Origin of the sequence: Undibacterium sp. WLX3042 (genome assembly GCF_049544825.1) — a bacterium.
Lineage (GTDB): Bacteria > Pseudomonadota > Gammaproteobacteria > Burkholderiales > Burkholderiaceae_D > Undibacterium.
Genome location: NZ_CP186698.1, coordinates 2,218,703 through 2,234,751 on the forward strand (window position 1 = coordinate 2,218,703; position 16,049 = coordinate 2,234,751).

Below are 16,049 nucleotides of genomic sequence, written 5' to 3' on the forward strand. Positions count from 1 at the left end.
TCTGAACCAGATTGCAATCAGGCACTTCTCTGCTCTACAACATGACGAACGATAAATAGCAAGATGATAATGCTCAAAATAAGTGAAACATATAGTCTGATTGGACTATGAATATGCCCGAGCGAAGAATACGGACACCTGACAGACAGATCAAACTCCCGTGCATTACCTGTGAGCCGCGTTAAGCAGCAATCAAGCGGTAAGCAACATCAACTAACGGCCAAACAGTAAATTCACTTCAGGCGGCGATAGCAGAAACACAGAAAAACAATGTCTGCATCTCTACTTGCATCCTAACGCACACCTAAATAGCGCCGCTCCTGTACACTTCCGGCTTTAATGTTAAATAGTGTCTGGTATGCGTGGGAAATGGTCTTCACTGAAAACGAGCCTCGCCTGGCTCAGGACTTTTTTACCTTCCGGCATGAGCATCAGTCATCTCGAGCGTCTGCGCACCTGCGCCGGAATGCTGGCGGGATTATTGCTGACAGGGCTGACAACCCAATTCATGCTCGGCTCAGTTTTCCACGTTCCGATGTTACTGGCACCCATCGGGGCCTCCGCAGTATTGTTATTCGGCGTTCCTTCCAGCCCGCTGGCACAACCATGGCCTGTTGTCGGCGGCAATGTGATCTCAGCGCTGGTCGGTGTCACCTGCGCACATTTTCTCGGCGTTTCCATGGAAACGGCAGCAATTGCCACCAGTCTCGCGGTCGGAGCCATGTTTCTCTCCCGCTGCCTGCATCCGCCCGGTGGCGCCGTCGCACTGACAGCCGTAATGGGCGGCCCCGTTATCCTCGGGCTGGGATATGAATTCGTTATTTTTCCAGTGATGCTCAATTCCGTGCTGCTGATGCTGTTTGCACTCGCATATAACAATGCAACAGGCCGGCGCTATCCACATACATCCCAGCCGGATCACAGCAATACCCATGGCACAGCAGATACACGTCCGATTGATCGTCTGGGCTTTGCCCCGCGGGATCTTGATGAAGTATTGCGGCAATACAATCAGGTATTGGATGTCAGTCGAGATGATCTGGAGTCATTATTCCTCCAAACTGAGATGCACGCCTATCGCCGGCGTTTCGGTGAAATTACCTGCAGCGACGTGATGTCCAGGGACGTGATTACAGCAGAGTTCAGTACCACACTGGAAGAAGCGTGGACATTATTACGCCAGCACAGAATCAAAGCATTGCCAGTCACCGACCGCGCACGCCGCGTAATTGGCATTGTGACTCTGGTGGACTTTATGAAAAATGCCAATCTGGATGTCTATGAAACGTTCGAAGAAAAGCTGCGCCAACTGATACGCCGCACCCGAGACCTGCATTCCAGCAAACCCGAAGTCATAGGACAAATCATGACGCAGCCGGTTAAAACCGCCCGTCACGATATGCATATCGTAGAACTGGTACCTTTATTGTCCGACAAAGGCTTGCATCATATCCCCATCGTGGATGACGAGCGACGCCTGATCGGCATGTTGACGCAATCAGATCTGATTGCCGCACTCTATCGCGGCAAACTGGCAGATACAGAAATAAAAACAGCGGGCTAAGTACCTGCATTCAATGACGCAACAAATTCAGGTGCAGGAAGGAAATGACATTCAAGCTCACTTACTGAGCATGCCAGAAAAAGAAAAAGCCCTTGAAATTCAAGGGCTTTTTCAGTGTTACTGGCGGAGACGGTGTCCGCTTATCTAGCGTCCAACAAAGTTCATTAAAGTAAATAATTTCTTTTAATATCAAAGACTTAAATAATAACAATATCCAAAGATGGCTTGCAAAGCTTTAGAAAATCCAATATTCTATGTGGGACAAGATGTTGGACAAAAAAGGATAACTGCAATGCCCAAGAAAGCTAAAGAACTGTCAGCCTTGGCTGTATCGAAGTTAAAGACCGAAGGCCGTTACGCTGTTGGTGGCGTAGATGGTTTGCACCTTCGTATCGCAGGAGCTTCACGCGCCTGGGTCTTACGCTTGTCGGTGGGAACATACATCCAAGTTAAGGGCAAGGCTACCATTCGACGGCGCGACATAGGTTTAGGCAGTTATCCTGAAGTCTCATTGGCAGACGCTCGCGAGAAGGCAAGAGATCTGCGCAAAAAAGTTCGCGACGGAATCGACCCTCTCGAAGAACGGAACGAGGCGAAGCGACTAGCCAAGCAAGAAGCAGCGAAGACAAAGACCTTCGAAGAATGCGCCAATGCTTACATTGAGGCAAACCGTTCAGGCTGGAAGAACGAAAAGCATGTTCAGCAATGGCAAAATACGCTTGCAACCTATGCCTTCCCCAAAATAGGACAGGTTCCCGTCGATGCTATCGACACCAACTTAATTTTAGACGTATTGAAGCAGGAAACTGGCGAAAACAAGGCACAACTGTGGCACGCTAAGACCGAAACCGCAAGTCGCCTTCGTGGTCGCCTTGAGTCCATCTTGGATTGGGCCATATTTCGAGGTTATCGATTAGGCGAAAATCCAGCACGCTGGAAAGGTCACCTTGAACATGATTTGCCAGCTCGCAGCAAAATTCAGAAGGTCAAACATCACGCTGCATTACCGTACACAAAGCTTTGTGAATTAATGCCAGAATTAAGTAAAAGAAAAGGTTATTCAGCACGAGCACTGGAATTTTCCATTCTGACCGCTGCTCGGTCAGGAGAAGTAAGGGGTGCAACTTGGGACGAACTCGACTTTTCAAGTCGTATATGGACGGTTCCCGCCGAACGAATGAAAGGAGGCAAGGAACATCGTGTGCCTCTTTCCAACGAAGCTATAAAGTTGCTGGAAGCCCTGCCCCGCATAGTCGGTAACGATTACCTTTTCCCATCATCGCTCGGTGGACAATTATCAGATTCATCTCTTACTGCCGTTCTGCACCGCATGGGATATAAACTGACGCAACATGGCTTCCGTTCAACGTTCCGCGACTGGGCTGGCGAAACAACGGGATACCCGCGCGAAGTCTGCGAACATGCATTAGCCCACAAACTAGCCGATGGCGTAGAAGCGGCTTATCAACGCGGCGACATGTTAGTGAAGCGCGCCGAGTTAATGGCCGATTGGGCACGGTACTGCAGCGTTTCCCCGGAGAATCCGAAAAAGCATAGCTTGGACATCGTATAAAGAACTGGTGAATGGCATTAAAGCTCTGATCTGTAAATGCACAGCACACATTAGCTTCAATCGATATTTCGTCTGCCATCAGATGAATGTCTTGCTGCCCGCGTCTTCTGACTTTGATCTGCTCTCCAGCCAGATATTCCACTGGCGACTGATAGCCAAGTGTTGAATGCTGGCGGGTTCAAGTATAAAAGACTTCAATATATTAGAAACTGGCAGCCCTCATTCAGCATGGGTTTCATAACGCTTGCCATGATAGCATTCGTTCTAAAAACCGTTAAACCAGCTCTCGGTTGGCGCATTGTTCCAACAATTTCCTTTGCGGCTCATCGAACATGTCATGCCGAATTGCTTGAGCTTGTCCTGAAAAACATGGCTCGCACTGACTGCCACGATCCAAATGGACAATCTGACCCGCAGGTAGATTTCTCTAAGCAAGCGCCATTTATAATGGTGCTCAGACCAGTTTTGCCGACATACCGGGGGCCAACGACCAGCCAACTACTTTGCGCGAGTAAAGATTCAAGAGCCCCGACAGATAAAGCCATCCGCTGCGCGTGCGAATATAGGTGATGTCGCTGCCCCGGGCCGCGTTCGGCTGTCCGGAATGGACGGCGCGATTGAGAATATTCTCCACCATCGACAAATCATGCTTGCTTTCTGAGGTGTAAATGAACTTACGCTTCCAGACAGTTTGCAGACTATAGTGTTTCTCATCAGGCGACGTACTTGGTAGCGGACTGCGCGCATCTCTTGCAGCTCCAGGCTGGCTTACAAGCGTCGACAGCCATAGGTCTTGCCGCTGGCCATAAAGGCCGCTTGCAAATGGAGACTGGTGGCGCACACCGTTGCCAGGAGCGCTTGACGTTGTTGCGCCGTTTAGTAGCCGATACGGGTAATGTCCAATGCCCGGCATTCCTGACTGACTGTAACGGCCTCTTTTTGTAACTACTGAACTAGGCGATAGTTCATTTCAGTTCGCAGACAAAGCAAAGAAGACCGACGCTTTTTTTAAGATTTCTAGTCTAAGCGGATTTCCCGTTTTTTTGCTTCCAGCTTACTCAACCTGATCTGGTAACTTGAAGCCGGCGTCAAATGTTCTGCGTTTCTTGATCATACGGTTTTCCTCTATAGGTAAATTATTCACCTATTTCGGTGTCAGGGTATATTAGACCACTACACTTTCTATTGTTGCTGTTCAACACGGAGCCAAATACAAGCGGATTAACCGGGTAGAAACACAATACCGTACGCGCCCGGCGCTGCGCTAAGAGTCAAGGGCAAGGAAAGGTTTCATTCCACTCCCCTACCAAAAGTCGATTAATGATTTGGCGACAGGTTACACTGCAACTCCCTGGCATCCTGATGGCTGCGCAAGGTTCAGTCACGCACTCTTCTTTTTGGCTGACGAAGTCTTGTCTTTTTTATGTACGCGAATTTTCTTGTTGTCTTCAGAGTATTCGTAAGAGTAGATACGAGCTTTTTCAGCGACGGTATCATTTTTCAGTTTATCCAAAGCGCTGCAAATACCTTGTTTAAAGTTGTGTTTCGTTCCTGTATATCCAGCAAGTTCTTGGAGATAATCAAAACTATACTCATAATTTCTGTCAGAGTGGCTAGCATAAAAATTGGCAGTCCACCCCAAAAGCCCACGATATGAGGCTGTTTTCATATCGACAGCGGTCCAAGCACCAACACCAAACAATTCAGCAATATTTTCGCTAACTTGAATGCACAATTCATCACTGCCCTTGCGTTCCTCGTCGTTATCACCGAACTTTACTTCCAGCATTGAACCGCTGAAGTTCCAATGATCATGTCTCACACTCAGCCTTACACATTGAAGACGAAGCAAGCTTGCAAGAATGGATTTGTGGGGATTGACACCATAGCTGACACCCGTCCTCTTGCAGAACTCGTAGAAAGTGGTCCTGACGAAATCGTTAGACCCCACCGCAGCCAGAGGGCGCTCGCGGTAGTAGTCGAGGCAAGTTGAAAACACTTGGCGGTCTTTTTGACACAAGTGAGCGCCAGTCAGAACGATGCTAATGTTCCCGAGAGATGCCAATTTTACTTCAGTGCAAGATTTATTTATTTCGCGGACACCAGACGAATCTTTCCTTTGCTGCACTCCATCTTCTGTTGAAAAAAGAGCAGATCGCAAGAATGAACTAGGAATACCACGGCACCCTTCACTCCAGAGCGGGAGGTAGACAGCACTTCCCTGCTTGACGGCTTGAGTTATTCGAGCATTGTTCACTTCATTACGAGTGGCATTTTTAGGCAAATTCAAAATCGCCGGCTTTTTATTTTTATCTTTCTTCCTTTTTTCGCTTTCGATGTTTTCTTCGACAAGTAAAATTAGGCTTTCGAGCCTGTCTTGACTTAAAGGAGTGCCATAAATATAACTGGTATTAACAGATCCCTTAATATTTTTTAGATGATCTAATTTAGAAAGCTTAGATGAATAGCTAGAATCTGACATGTGCAAACGTTACGAATGAATGGTAATGTAAAGTATAGTGCTTTCGGGCAACATGATTAAATAAAATTCAAGCAAGGACTGATCGAAGAACTCCGAAAAGTTTTGACATTAAAATTGATTTTACCTGACATGCAAATTCATTTAGCTTGACTTACAAATGCAATAAACTTGACATACACATTAAATTTAACGCCTTTAAAGTAAAAAACTGACCTTATTTAAAGAGAGATTTTTGGAGCACCGGAGAGGCATAGAATAATAGAATAATAGACTGTCAAGCCCATTCCGCATGTGTTGAGCTTTTTTTTGCTAGTTTGAATGGTGACTTTACTACATACGCTCAGGCACCTGATCCAGATCACGAGACATTCTCGTCATCTCTCCTGGTTGCCGATTCTTCTCCTCACATGCGCATAGGAACGCAATACATGTTTGAACAATACACCTATCAAAACGGCGGGCAGCCAGGGAGGGCGATGAATGAGTTGAGTCGCTGCAGTCTCGCCCTCATTTACGCGTTGATATTGAAGTGACATTCGACAACGTGGCAAGTTACCCGGAATTTATCGATCCAGACTATCAAAATCGGCAATTGCAGCACACACTAACAAATTGCCGCTGAATTAAAGGCACCTGCAGGCGCCCTGAATATGCAATTAGCCACCCGAGTTCGGATCAGTTATATCTCAAACCCAACCCCAAACTCCTTCAACCAAGCCTTGCATTCCAAATAGTCCGGCACTATCTTCTCAACCGATTTCCAAAACGCGGGAGAATGATCGTGGTGTTTGAGGTGACATAGCTCATGCACCACTACATAATCAATGATACGGTGCGGCGCCATGATGACTTTCCAGTGAAATTGGATCTCGCCTTTGATATTGCAGCTGCCCCAGCGTGATTTGAAGGTTTTTACGCTGACATCCGTCGGCTCGACACCCACAATGCTGGCATAGCGTTTGACCTTCTCTTTGAAGCGCGTCTCTGCTTGTAAGCGATACCAGTGCGTTAGCATGTCGCGGATGATATGGTCGTGGCGCATGGCCTTGGGAACGACAACCTGTAGCCTGCCCTGCAGCAGCTTGACTGGTTGTAATTTGCCAGTCGTGATCTTGAGCCGGTAATTTCGACCTAAATACGGGAAAGCTTCACCACTCAGCATTTCGCGCTTGGGTGCGGGTTGCTGTTGTTGGTGCAAGTAGAGTTTTTCTTTAATCCAGCGATGCTTATCTTTGAGCAGTTGCTCTATGCGCTCGGCTTCCAATGCTTTTGGCACAGCGATAGATACCACGCCATCTTCTACTTGCAGGCGTGCAGATTTGATTCTGGCTGTGCGAATGACTTCTGCCACGTAGCCATTGCCTGAGATGTATTCGCTACTTGCCATTAGCGGAACTTCACTTTTGCCAAGTCCATGAAGCGGTCTTTGACTTGGTTAATGATTGCCGGATCATCAAAGTTAGAGGCAACTAAGGTGCGTTTAATTTCTCGCTGTACGCGTTTGATTTCATCTTGCTTGTTAAAAAAGTCAACGATGTTCGTTGCTTCATCTAACATCTTCACCAGCTCTTTGGTGATCGCAATGATTTCATCTTGCTTGGCTTCGCTCAAGGCTTCATCGCCTTGGATTCGAGCGACCTCTGCCACCAAGATATTGCGAAAGGCAAACTCGGTTTCATCCAACCCCAAATCAGTCGCGGCTTGCTGGCGATTGCTTTCAATGTTGTCGCGGAAGTCCAAAAGCAGTTGCACTAGCTCGTCCCAATGCTCAGACTTCTTCCGCAAAATTTCATCAAGTCTTGCGCTTAAAGATTTAAAGTATTCTTCGTCCTGCTCCAGATTAATGTCGATGTAATGCTTAATCGCGCTTTCTATCTCCGACGCTTTGGATTCGTCAGACTTGTGTTCTTGCAGTTTCTTCTTGTAATCAACCGCTAGCAGGTCAATCGGAGGGATCTTGGGATCAACGCCTGTGGCGCGGATATGTTCCTCGATCAGGCTACGCACCTTGGCGCCTACGCCCGTCAAGTCAAGTTGTGGGTCACGGTACAGATTACGTGCGCCTTGGTTAATCTTGCCCAACAACGTCATGTCGTGCAAGAAGGGATTCGCACCGACGTCTGGCATCACGATGTTGAGCTGCTTCGCAAACTTCTTGAAATCAATTTCAAACTGCTGGCGTACTTCTTCGTTCTTTAGCACCAATACACACGCGTCGATATCACTCAACTCTTTACCCTTGAAGTGACGAACCACGCGCGTATGCGCAGCCTTGAGCTTGGGAATTTCTTCGCGCAGGTCTTGCAAAGCGCCTGCCACGTCTTCTTTCGAAAACATCTCCAAGGCTTCAGTCAAATAATCGCTCAAACCGAAGTAGTCAACGATATAGCCTTTGTCTTTACCATTGGCGGTGCGGTTCACCCGCGCAATTGCTTGCAGCAAGGTGTGTTCACGCAACTTGCGGTCAAGGTACATCACTTGGCAGATGGGTGCATCAAAACCCGTCAACAGCATGTCTTTGACCACGATGATCGAAAGCGGGCTCTCACTAATCGGTTTCTTGAAGTTATCAATCTGCAGTTTCTGCTGCACAGGGTCGGTGTACGGCGTGTAGAAGGCCTCGTCGTTATGGCTGCCTGAAATAATCACAGCAGATTCTGGTCCTTCTAGCTCATCCAGCGTCTGCTTATAGATGACCGCCGCTCTGCGTGAAGAGGTGACGATCATCGCTTTAAAGCCATCTGGCTGAATTTTCTCGCGATAGTGCTTGAGAATATCGATACATATCCAGCGAATGCGCTGTGGTGCCTCCAGAACGGCTTGTTCAGTGCCAAATTTTTTCTTGATCGCGGCTTTATCTTCGGCGCTGCGGTCGGCGAAGTATTCATCAAACAGTTTGTCGAGTGAATCACCTGTGACTTTGGTTTTCGCTTCTCGCCCTTCGTACAAAATCTGGCACGTCGCGCCATCGGCTACCGCTTGCTCTATCGTGTAGGTATCGATGTAACTACCGAAGGCATGGGTAGTTTTTTCAGAGGTAATGAGTGGCGTACCCGTAAAGGCAATCTTCGGCGCATTGGGTAAGCCGGCATTGATCGCCACACCCAGAGAACCATATTGCGTGCGGTGCGCTTCATCGGCTAAGACGACAATCTTTTCCGAGGTATTCAACACAGGGAAGTTTGCGTATTCATTCTCTTGAAACTTCTGCACCATCGCCGTGACTAAATCAGAGCTATCACGCGCTAACAGTTCCTTCAGGTGCGCAATCGAATTAGCGTGGTACACCGTTTCACCCTGCGCCCGCTCAAATTGGGCTGTGAGCTGTTGATCGAGCTGGGTGCGATCAGTAATAAACACCAGCTTGTAATCGCGCAATTGCGGATCACGGCGCATCTTCATCGCCAACATCACCATAGTTAAGGATTTGCCCGAACCCTGCGTATGCCAAATCACGCCACCTTTGTCACGCTTGTTTGCGCCATTCTTTAAACGTGCAATCGTCTTATGCACCGCACGGAACTGCTGATACCGCGCAATCTTCTTCACCATGCGGCCATCAATGGTTTCAAACAAAGTGAAGCTACGAATAATGTCTAAGAAATTAGTGCGGTCAAACAAACCAGCCAAGAGGATTTCTTGAGAGTTGGCGACGACTGGCGTATTAAGAATCGCGTCATAAGGAACGGAAGAATCATTAACACCTAGCAAGCCATTAGCACCGCCGTCATTCCCGCGAAGGTGGGAATCCAGCGTCGTTACGCATCCCTCACCTTGCGCAGCAACTAACTTTGCCACTCCAACCTCATCCAGCGGATAAGCATCCTTCCATTCCAAATAATGCTCGTACTTAGAACTAATCGTCCCCACTCGCGCCTGATCACGGTGCATGCTCACCATCATCTGGTTATACCAAAACAGCTTCTCTGCACCTTCGTTTTCATGCGGAGCGCGTCGATTGGCATAGCGGCGCAATTGGTCTATGCCTTTCGCCATCGGATCGGTCACATAAGGTGACTTTGCTTCAATCACCGCCAAGGGCAAACCATTTACGAACAAGATAATATCCGGAATAATCGACTGATTAGGCCCTTCAATCTTGAACTGATTCACGCACAAAAACTCATTGTTCTCGATATTATCGAAATCAATGATCTTCACTGTTTGCCCACGACGACCATGTCCAAGGTCTTGCTCCACCGATTGATAATGCACCAGCATTTGCCATAGATTGAGGTTGGCTTCCATCAAGGTAGGAAATGACGGGTGCGTCATCTCGCGCATCACCTTGCGCAGATTTTCTTCGCTGATCCACGGATTGATACGACGTAGCGCAGCTTGGAGACGCTTTTCTAGTACGACCTCACGGAAGTATTCGCGTTCGCCATTGTCGGCGAAATTCAGCGGTGCAAATTGAGCGCCGTGTTGGTAGATCCAGCCTAAAGCTTGCAGTTGATTTAGCGCGGGGAGTTCTACTTTGTCGTATTCGTCGTTGGTCATATTCAGTTTTTAGAAGCGGCGCACTTAGTTTGGAAGCATCGTACAATTCGAATACGCTTTTGTGCGATTATAAAATTTCAATTAAGTGAAGTGCGCAACGTTTGAAAACCACAAATGCCTCTTCAAAACTTGGCCTGATTTCGCCATAGATCAGCGGCAGCAATCTCGTTTCATATTCAATTTGAGTTTGCTTATCCGTTTCGACTTGGTGCAATGTCTGCGTTAAACACGCTGCAGGGTCTTCTATGAATGCAGCATGCTTAGTGAATTCTTGTACATCAAAATTAAGTAACTCTTTGAAATGCGTCGTTGCTCGTTCAAGAGCGGCAGGATCTTTTTGCATGACGCAATACACATCGTAAATATGCCGCACTAAAGCAGCATCCCAGGGTTCAAGCATGTTGCCGCTACGGTGCAATGCAAACCGACGTAAAAACGAAAGTATTTTTTCTGCCAGGGTTTCTTCGACGGAGATACAAGGGAAGGAAATAGTCTCCCCATCCAATTCAGCCAATTGATTAACCAGGTAACCAATCTCATCAATTTGCAAAGGAAAGCAAGGCTGACGTAACGTGAACTCCAGAATCAAATGTGGACGCAAACTGACATCGCCACTGTAGCGACGCTGATAAAACCATGCCGTTCTAAAATAGCGGTTCTCATTGAAAGTTTTAAACTCAGCCTCATCCGCCACAAAACCAAACTTGGCCATCGCCGCGATCAGTCGTTTTTTTAAATCTTTTAGCTGCTTATTGATCGCGCTGCGCGTCAAACCAGGTACATCTGCAAGCACCAGCTTAATGTCAATATCTTCCGACATTCTGGCAATCATGCCATGTGCTTTAGCTAAACTTGTACCGCCACAAAACACCAATTTAAAATTACCATGACCAATGCCGCTTAACACCCTCAACACATCGGTGACATGGATGTCTTTTTCGAGAATAGCAGGCGTTAATCCACCCACTTCTTTTTCTGCGAGTACCGCGTCAATCAGTTCAACTTGCTCGTTTGTGATTGCTCTCATAGGCAATAGTCTGTTTTCCAAATCCAAGTTTTCGATTGATACGACGATTGCCAATGTTAATCACGTTGCCGGCGGGTAGCTGGGTGCTGCTGCCCGTGTTATAGGCTTGGGTTAATTGACTAGAAAAAGTTTTGACGCCCAATTTGCGCAGAGCAATGGGTGCCAATACTGCCACCGGCTGCACAGGAATCGGCGCACCGGACAGCACACTTTTCTTTGCCTTGGCATACACCCCCACACCTAACTTCACAATAACGCCACGGCTCACGAGACTACGCAAGGCACGACTTACCTGTGCCTCGCTGCCGAGCGCAGCAAATTCATTACGGATAAACACGTCGTCTTTACGACGCGCTATCGAACGCAGCATTTTCTCTTCAACCATCATCACAAACCCCGATCACCACTTATGACTAAATAGTAATTTAAATCATTGAATAATAAAAGAATTTTATTACAAGTTACGATCATCAACCGTACGAAACACTGTGCGACTGGTGATGCCCAATTGCACTTACGGCACTCGAACATTTCCGGTTAGCAGGTCTTGCATAAGAGCCTTTTTCAGATCTACCACGATCTCTAATTTTCTTTGTTTCGACTCAATATTTATATCGACAGCTTGCAGCCTTTTTCGTATTTCCACTTGCTCATCCATCGGTGGTAATGGAAGCAAAATTTCCTTTACGATCCCGGCATTAAGATTTTTTTGCGTACCCTCTTGCACTAACAATCGAAGGTTTTCGTATTCCTTTGAAAAGAAATAAAACAGAAAATATTTATCTAATTCGTTATTCGGGAGCATCGCAAGACATGCTTGGTTCAGGCATGCATCAATCCCCAGCAATGCTACCTTCCCTCTCGTAATTCCTTGCCCATACATAGCCATAAGTACAGAACCCGCTGGAATTAATTTTGTCGAGGAGTTCTTAAGCCCGAGTTCGGTTATGTATTCCTCAGCCGAATATATTGTCGTGTAATTTATTTCACCCGTTTTAATCCAAGGAATATTGCCGTTCCAAAACTCTAAGTTCGTTCGATCTGGAGTTCCACCTGACGTAACTTTACAAATATCACCAACAGCCTTGAACGTCCAAGCCTTCGGAATCCGCCCCACTGGGCTGTCTTTGAATTCTGTGTGACCGATGCCCTTGGTTAATAGCTCCTGCATCATGCCGGTTTTCAGGTCTTTGAGTTTGTTGATTTGCGCTGTTGTGGACGCTATCACCTCGTCAACAGCCGTGAGGATGGAGGCGATTTTTTGTTGTTCTTGAAGTGGTGGCACAACAATTGGAATTTCCTCTAACTGACTTTGATTAATAGAGGGAACTGCGCCACTTTGAACGAAGGTACCGAAATCTATATCTTGAAGTAGATAGTAAAGGAAATTATTGTCGTCTGCGTGAGGAATAGCAGCCATCATGTTGTTGTCGATGACAGTATCTCTCGTAAGTATTCTTCTTCTATTTAAGAGAAGTGCAGCACCAACCTTTGCAAATACAACAGCTTTTCTTGGAAAAGTTTTTGCTTTCGCTGATTTTAGAGTTTCTGGACGTGTAAGAAATTCTGTGTGTGCGGGGCCGGGTTTTAGTTAATCGCGTTGGTGAAGCGTTCGCCAAACATGATGGCAAACTGATTGGCCGCCAGCTTCCAAGTGCGCCACAATTGGCGTATGGCCTTAAATCGTTTTATGATTGAGTTTGGTGATCGCATTCAAAAATACGATCACTGACTTGTTCCGTGGCATTTACACAGAAATTCTTACAGGCTCTCAGAAATACCAACGCCATTATCTGCAAAGACGATCTCAACATGTTTTTCATCGGACAGACGGCTACTGATCGACATCTCGCCTTGATCTCTGTGGTCGAACGCATGTATCAACGCATTTGTCACGAAATTAGTCAGTATCTGCCCTAACGGTCCCGGATAGCTATCCATTTCTACCTGTCCGGCAAAATTCGTCTTTAAAATGTAAGGTCCCTTTTTGTACATAGGAGACAGTGTCGCAATAATTTCATTGAGCACTGTAGCCAGATCGAATACCCTGCGCTGACTACTCGATTGATCAACGGCAACCTGCTTAAAGCTGGCGATCAGATCACGAGCGATACTTAAATTACGCATTAATAATTCAGTTCCGTGGGTTGCCACTTCAATGTACTGATTGAGTGCAGAACGTTTCAGTTGTCCATTGGTGAGCGCCTGAGAAAACTCTGTAGTCTGATCTTGCAGAGTACTGGCAACGGTGACGCTGTTTCCCAACGGAGTATTCAACTCATGTGCAATGCCTGCAACTAAGGAACCGAGTGCCGCCATTTTTTCTGAGCGAATCAGTTTTTCCTGTGCACGATGCAATGACTCCACTGCGGAGGCCAGTTCTGCGTTCGCATCCTCCAGATTCTTGGTTCTCTGTCTGACGCGAATTTCCAATTCAGCTGACATCTCCCGGATTTCTTTTTCGACCTGATACTGCCGCGTCACATCCATTAAGGAAAAAATAAAAACCGTCTTAGCATTCATGTCCAGCAGACGCGCTGACATCAGACAGATGACCTCGGTACCAAGGTTGTTTTTCACCACAACCTCAATCTGATTGACTTCCTGTTGATTCAGCAGAGACTGAATCGCAGCATCGGGCTGCTCTGAACTCCCCCAGAAATCATGCATCTGCGAATCGGTGAAAATATGATGTGGCGCGAATTTAAATTGCGTCAGCCAGGCATCATTCACCTCCATCATTTGACGTGTACTGACATCGATCAATCCCAAAGGAAGTGGCGACAACTGAAATAACGTGGTGTATTTTTTCTCATTTTCACGCAACAGCGTTTCGGCTTTCAGACGCGCACTTTCCGTCTCTATCTCCATGTCAATATTACGAGAGATCAGCATCAGATAGTCGCATCCGTGTAAATTGAAACGCGCTCCCGAAATACGACATTGAAAGACGTGTCCGTCCTTATGACGGAATGCCACCTGAAGATTTCTGACATCGGTCTCATGCGCCACACGCGCAACGAGTTCGCTTCTTTGCTCCGGGTTCACCCATAAATTCAGCTCTGTCGAAGTACGTCCGATGGCTTCTTCGCGCGAGTATCCTGACATCGGCTCCCAGTTACGGTTCACATCAAGGTATTGCCCCGTATCCAACCGGGTAATTGTCAAAGTGTCCGGAACCAATTGAAATACGGTTTCAAACAATGCTGCAGGATTCTGAGATCTCGTTCCTCCATCGAAACTACGATGTATTTCTGACTGTAAATCTTCATACCTGGCGTTTAGCGGACGAGATTGATTTAACAGCAGTAGTATCGTCGTCAATGCCATTAGAAGCTGAATACTGAGAAGTACATTCTCAACTATCAGCTGTCGCTCTGCCTGTCCTGAATAAAACACGGAACTCAGCAAAAGCATGGCCTCCGCAAAAAATAGTCCCGACAAAAAACATACGATGAGCTTTCCCTGACTGTCCCCATGCCGGAAGCGACGGTATATCGCCAGCAGTGACCAGGCTGACAGACACATGAGTAAGACAGGCAAAATAGCTTCTGACAAAGAGATGGCAAATGGGGATGACAAATAAAATTGAGAGGAAAAGAGGAAAATGCCAGCAAAAACAACTCCGGTCAGGAGCGGTAAGACATTGCTTTTTTTCTGCGTATAAATACGCCCCCCCAGATAAAAAAGAAATGAAAAGCCCGATAAAAAAACTTTCTCAAGAACGACGGAAAGCACTGGTAAGGTGCGACAGAAGCTGAATGCCTGAGCACAAGCAAGGCATATGAACGCTGCGCACCAATACAACTGAAAACGCGGCGGTGTTGAAGATGGTTTCGGGACAATCAGGATCAGCGACGTCAACAAAAACAAAATGATTGAGAAGCCATTGAAGGAGAAAATGTATGTCGGCAACATAAAATACTAGGCATCCTCCCTGAGATCGTCACAATCCTTTAATACAGATCAGGAATACACCATCTGAGCTTCCCGACGGTCATCACAATGTGCCGATGCGAGGTGCAGTGAATCGGTATTAAATCTTTTGCATATTATCATTTGCAATGTAACACCAGAAAAATAAATGGCTGATTACAACATGTTCCGTCTTAATTAACATCATCCGATCAGAGTATTGATAAAGATCGCCTCTTCACATAAGATAAGAACTGGAAACAGATATTTTCAAGCACCAGGGAGAGCACTGATGGAACAACAACACAGTCACATGCCCGGCTTGCGAAAAGATAGCACCGATTACGGTATGGGCAACAGGCAGACGCCAGATCGTCTTTCGATATGCAATATTGATTTTTTCATTTCTTATTGCACGCGAAAAGATGCCTCATCCTCTGACGCGATTCAGGACGACATCATCGACTTTCTTGAGGAAGATGATCAGGATTTTTCTTTGGGAGCAGCTGTTCACCCTTGGAAAATACTGATAACCGATGATGACAGTAACGTTCACGAAACGACTGTCCTTGCATTAAATGGTGTGCGTATTCATGGCCGCCCACTGGAATTTCTGCATGCTTACTCTGCCAAAGAAGCTCAGGAACTGATACTCCAGAACGAAGATCTGTCCCTGATCTTGCTTGATGTTGTCATGGAAACCGTGGATGCGGGACTGAAACTGGTCAAAGTCATTCGTGGTGAATTAGGTAAAAATGATATAAGGATTATCTTACGTACAGGTCAACCGGGCTATGCACCGGAAGAAAAAGTCAGTAATCAGTTTGCGATTGACGGATACACCACGAAATCACAACTGACCCGCTCGCTCCTGATTTCTGTTTTAAACGATACGCTGACAGATGTAAAAATTCCGTCAAAGCAGTTGCCGAATTAAATATCTTCTTGAAATGACATGCCGTCCTGCTGACGGCGTTTTTTGTCTTGT

The 16,049-nt window shown here is 46.6% G+C and carries 11 protein-coding genes and 1 pseudogene; 3 read left to right on the forward strand and 9 right to left on the reverse strand.

Going from position 1 to position 16,049, the window contains the following annotated elements:
• Nucleotides 1-424: 424 nt before the first annotated feature.
• Entirely contained in the window at nucleotides 425-1,564 is a 1,140-nt protein-coding gene (locus ACPAOP_RS10105) for an HPP family protein (RefSeq protein WP_423707869.1), read from the forward strand.
• Between the two features lie 292 nt (nucleotides 1,565-1,856).
• A complete protein-coding gene (locus ACPAOP_RS10110) occupies nucleotides 1,857-3,137 on the forward strand; it encodes a tyrosine-type recombinase/integrase (protein ID WP_423681863.1) in 1,281 nt (426 codons plus the stop codon).
• Nucleotides 3,138-3,591: 454 nt separating this feature from the next.
• On the opposite strand, the gene ACPAOP_RS10115 is transcribed toward ACPAOP_RS10110, so the two are convergent.
• From ACPAOP_RS10115 to ACPAOP_RS10155, 9 genes and pseudogenes are all read right to left on the reverse strand, one after another.
• Nucleotides 3,592-3,978 (reverse strand): hypothetical protein, encoded by a 387-nt coding sequence (locus ACPAOP_RS10115; protein ID WP_423681861.1) that lies wholly within the window; start codon nucleotides 3,976-3,978, stop codon nucleotides 3,592-3,594.
• Nucleotides 3,979-4,518: 540 nt separating this feature from the next.
• Complete coding sequence (locus ACPAOP_RS10120; protein ID WP_423707871.1) at nucleotides 4,519-5,619, reverse strand: hypothetical protein; 1,101 nt, start codon at nucleotides 5,617-5,619, stop codon at nucleotides 4,519-4,521.
• Nucleotides 5,620-6,298: 679 nt separating this feature from the next.
• Nucleotides 6,299-7,006 carry a M48 family metallopeptidase gene (locus ACPAOP_RS10125; protein WP_423679975.1) on the reverse strand — a complete coding sequence of 236 codons (708 nt, stop codon included), beginning with the start codon at nucleotides 7,004-7,006 and terminating at the stop codon, nucleotides 6,299-6,301.
• Complete coding sequence (locus ACPAOP_RS10130) at nucleotides 7,006-10,119, reverse strand: type I restriction endonuclease subunit R (RefSeq protein WP_423707873.1); 3,114 nt, start codon at nucleotides 10,117-10,119, stop codon at nucleotides 7,006-7,008. Before ACPAOP_RS10130 ends, ACPAOP_RS10125 begins: the two co-directional genes overlap by 1 nt.
• 67 nt (nucleotides 10,120-10,186) lie before the next feature.
• Complete coding sequence (locus ACPAOP_RS10135; RefSeq protein WP_423679973.1) at nucleotides 10,187-11,146, reverse strand: nucleotidyl transferase AbiEii/AbiGii toxin family protein; 960 nt, start codon at nucleotides 11,144-11,146, stop codon at nucleotides 10,187-10,189.
• Entirely contained in the window at nucleotides 11,118-11,534 is a 417-nt protein-coding gene (locus tag ACPAOP_RS10140) for a DUF6088 family protein (protein ID WP_423707875.1), read from the reverse strand. Before ACPAOP_RS10140 ends, ACPAOP_RS10135 begins: the two co-directional genes overlap by 29 nt.
• A 126-nt stretch (nucleotides 11,535-11,660) precedes the next feature.
• Entirely contained in the window at nucleotides 11,661-12,320 is a 660-nt protein-coding gene (locus tag ACPAOP_RS10145) for a restriction endonuclease subunit S (protein WP_423710005.1), read from the reverse strand.
• Between the two features lie 27 nt (nucleotides 12,321-12,347).
• A pseudogene (locus ACPAOP_RS10150) lies at nucleotides 12,348-12,683 on the reverse strand (restriction endonuclease subunit S); the annotation flags it as partial.
• 224 nt (nucleotides 12,684-12,907) lie between these two features.
• The gene (locus ACPAOP_RS10155) at nucleotides 12,908-15,064 is read right to left on the reverse strand and encodes a PAS domain-containing sensor histidine kinase (RefSeq protein WP_423707876.1); all 2,157 of its coding nucleotides are present in this window, start codon (nucleotides 15,062-15,064) and stop codon (nucleotides 12,908-12,910) included.
• 289 nt (nucleotides 15,065-15,353) lie between these two features.
• Between ACPAOP_RS10155 and ACPAOP_RS10160 the strand changes: the two genes are divergently transcribed.
• The gene (locus tag ACPAOP_RS10160) at nucleotides 15,354-15,998 is read left to right on the forward strand and encodes a hypothetical protein (RefSeq protein ID WP_423707878.1); all 645 of its coding nucleotides are present in this window, start codon (nucleotides 15,354-15,356) and stop codon (nucleotides 15,996-15,998) included.
• Nucleotides 15,999-16,049 lie beyond the last annotated feature (51 nt).

What these genes read in the sequence shown, in the direction of transcription:
- ACPAOP_RS10110 (WP_423681863.1), top strand. Translation starts at nt 1,857, where the DNA reads ATGCCCAAGAAAGCTAAAGAACTGTCAGCCTTGGCTGTATCGAAGTTA.
- ACPAOP_RS10145 (WP_423710005.1), bottom strand. Translation starts at nt 12,320, where the DNA reads ATGATGCAGGAGCTATTAACCAAGGGCATCGGTCACACAGAATTCAAA.
- ACPAOP_RS10140 (WP_423707875.1), bottom strand. Translation starts at nt 11,534, where the DNA reads ATGATGGTTGAAGAGAAAATGCTGCGTTCGATAGCGCGTCGTAAAGAC.
- ACPAOP_RS10120 (WP_423707871.1), bottom strand. Translation starts at nt 5,619, where the DNA reads ATGTCAGATTCTAGCTATTCATCTAAGCTTTCTAAATTAGATCATCTA.
- ACPAOP_RS10155 (WP_423707876.1), bottom strand. Translation starts at nt 15,064, where the DNA reads ATGTTGCCGACATACATTTTCTCCTTCAATGGCTTCTCAATCATTTTG.
- ACPAOP_RS10130 (WP_423707873.1), bottom strand. Translation starts at nt 10,119, where the DNA reads ATGACCAACGACGAATACGACAAAGTAGAACTCCCCGCGCTAAATCAA.
- ACPAOP_RS10160 (WP_423707878.1), top strand. Translation starts at nt 15,354, where the DNA reads ATGGAACAACAACACAGTCACATGCCCGGCTTGCGAAAAGATAGCACC.
- ACPAOP_RS10135 (WP_423679973.1), bottom strand. Translation starts at nt 11,146, where the DNA reads ATGAGAGCAATCACAAACGAGCAAGTTGAACTGATTGACGCGGTACTC.
- ACPAOP_RS10125 (WP_423679975.1), bottom strand. Translation starts at nt 7,006, where the DNA reads ATGGCAAGTAGCGAATACATCTCAGGCAATGGCTACGTGGCAGAAGTC.
- ACPAOP_RS10105 (WP_423707869.1), top strand. Translation starts at nt 425, where the DNA reads ATGAGCATCAGTCATCTCGAGCGTCTGCGCACCTGCGCCGGAATGCTG.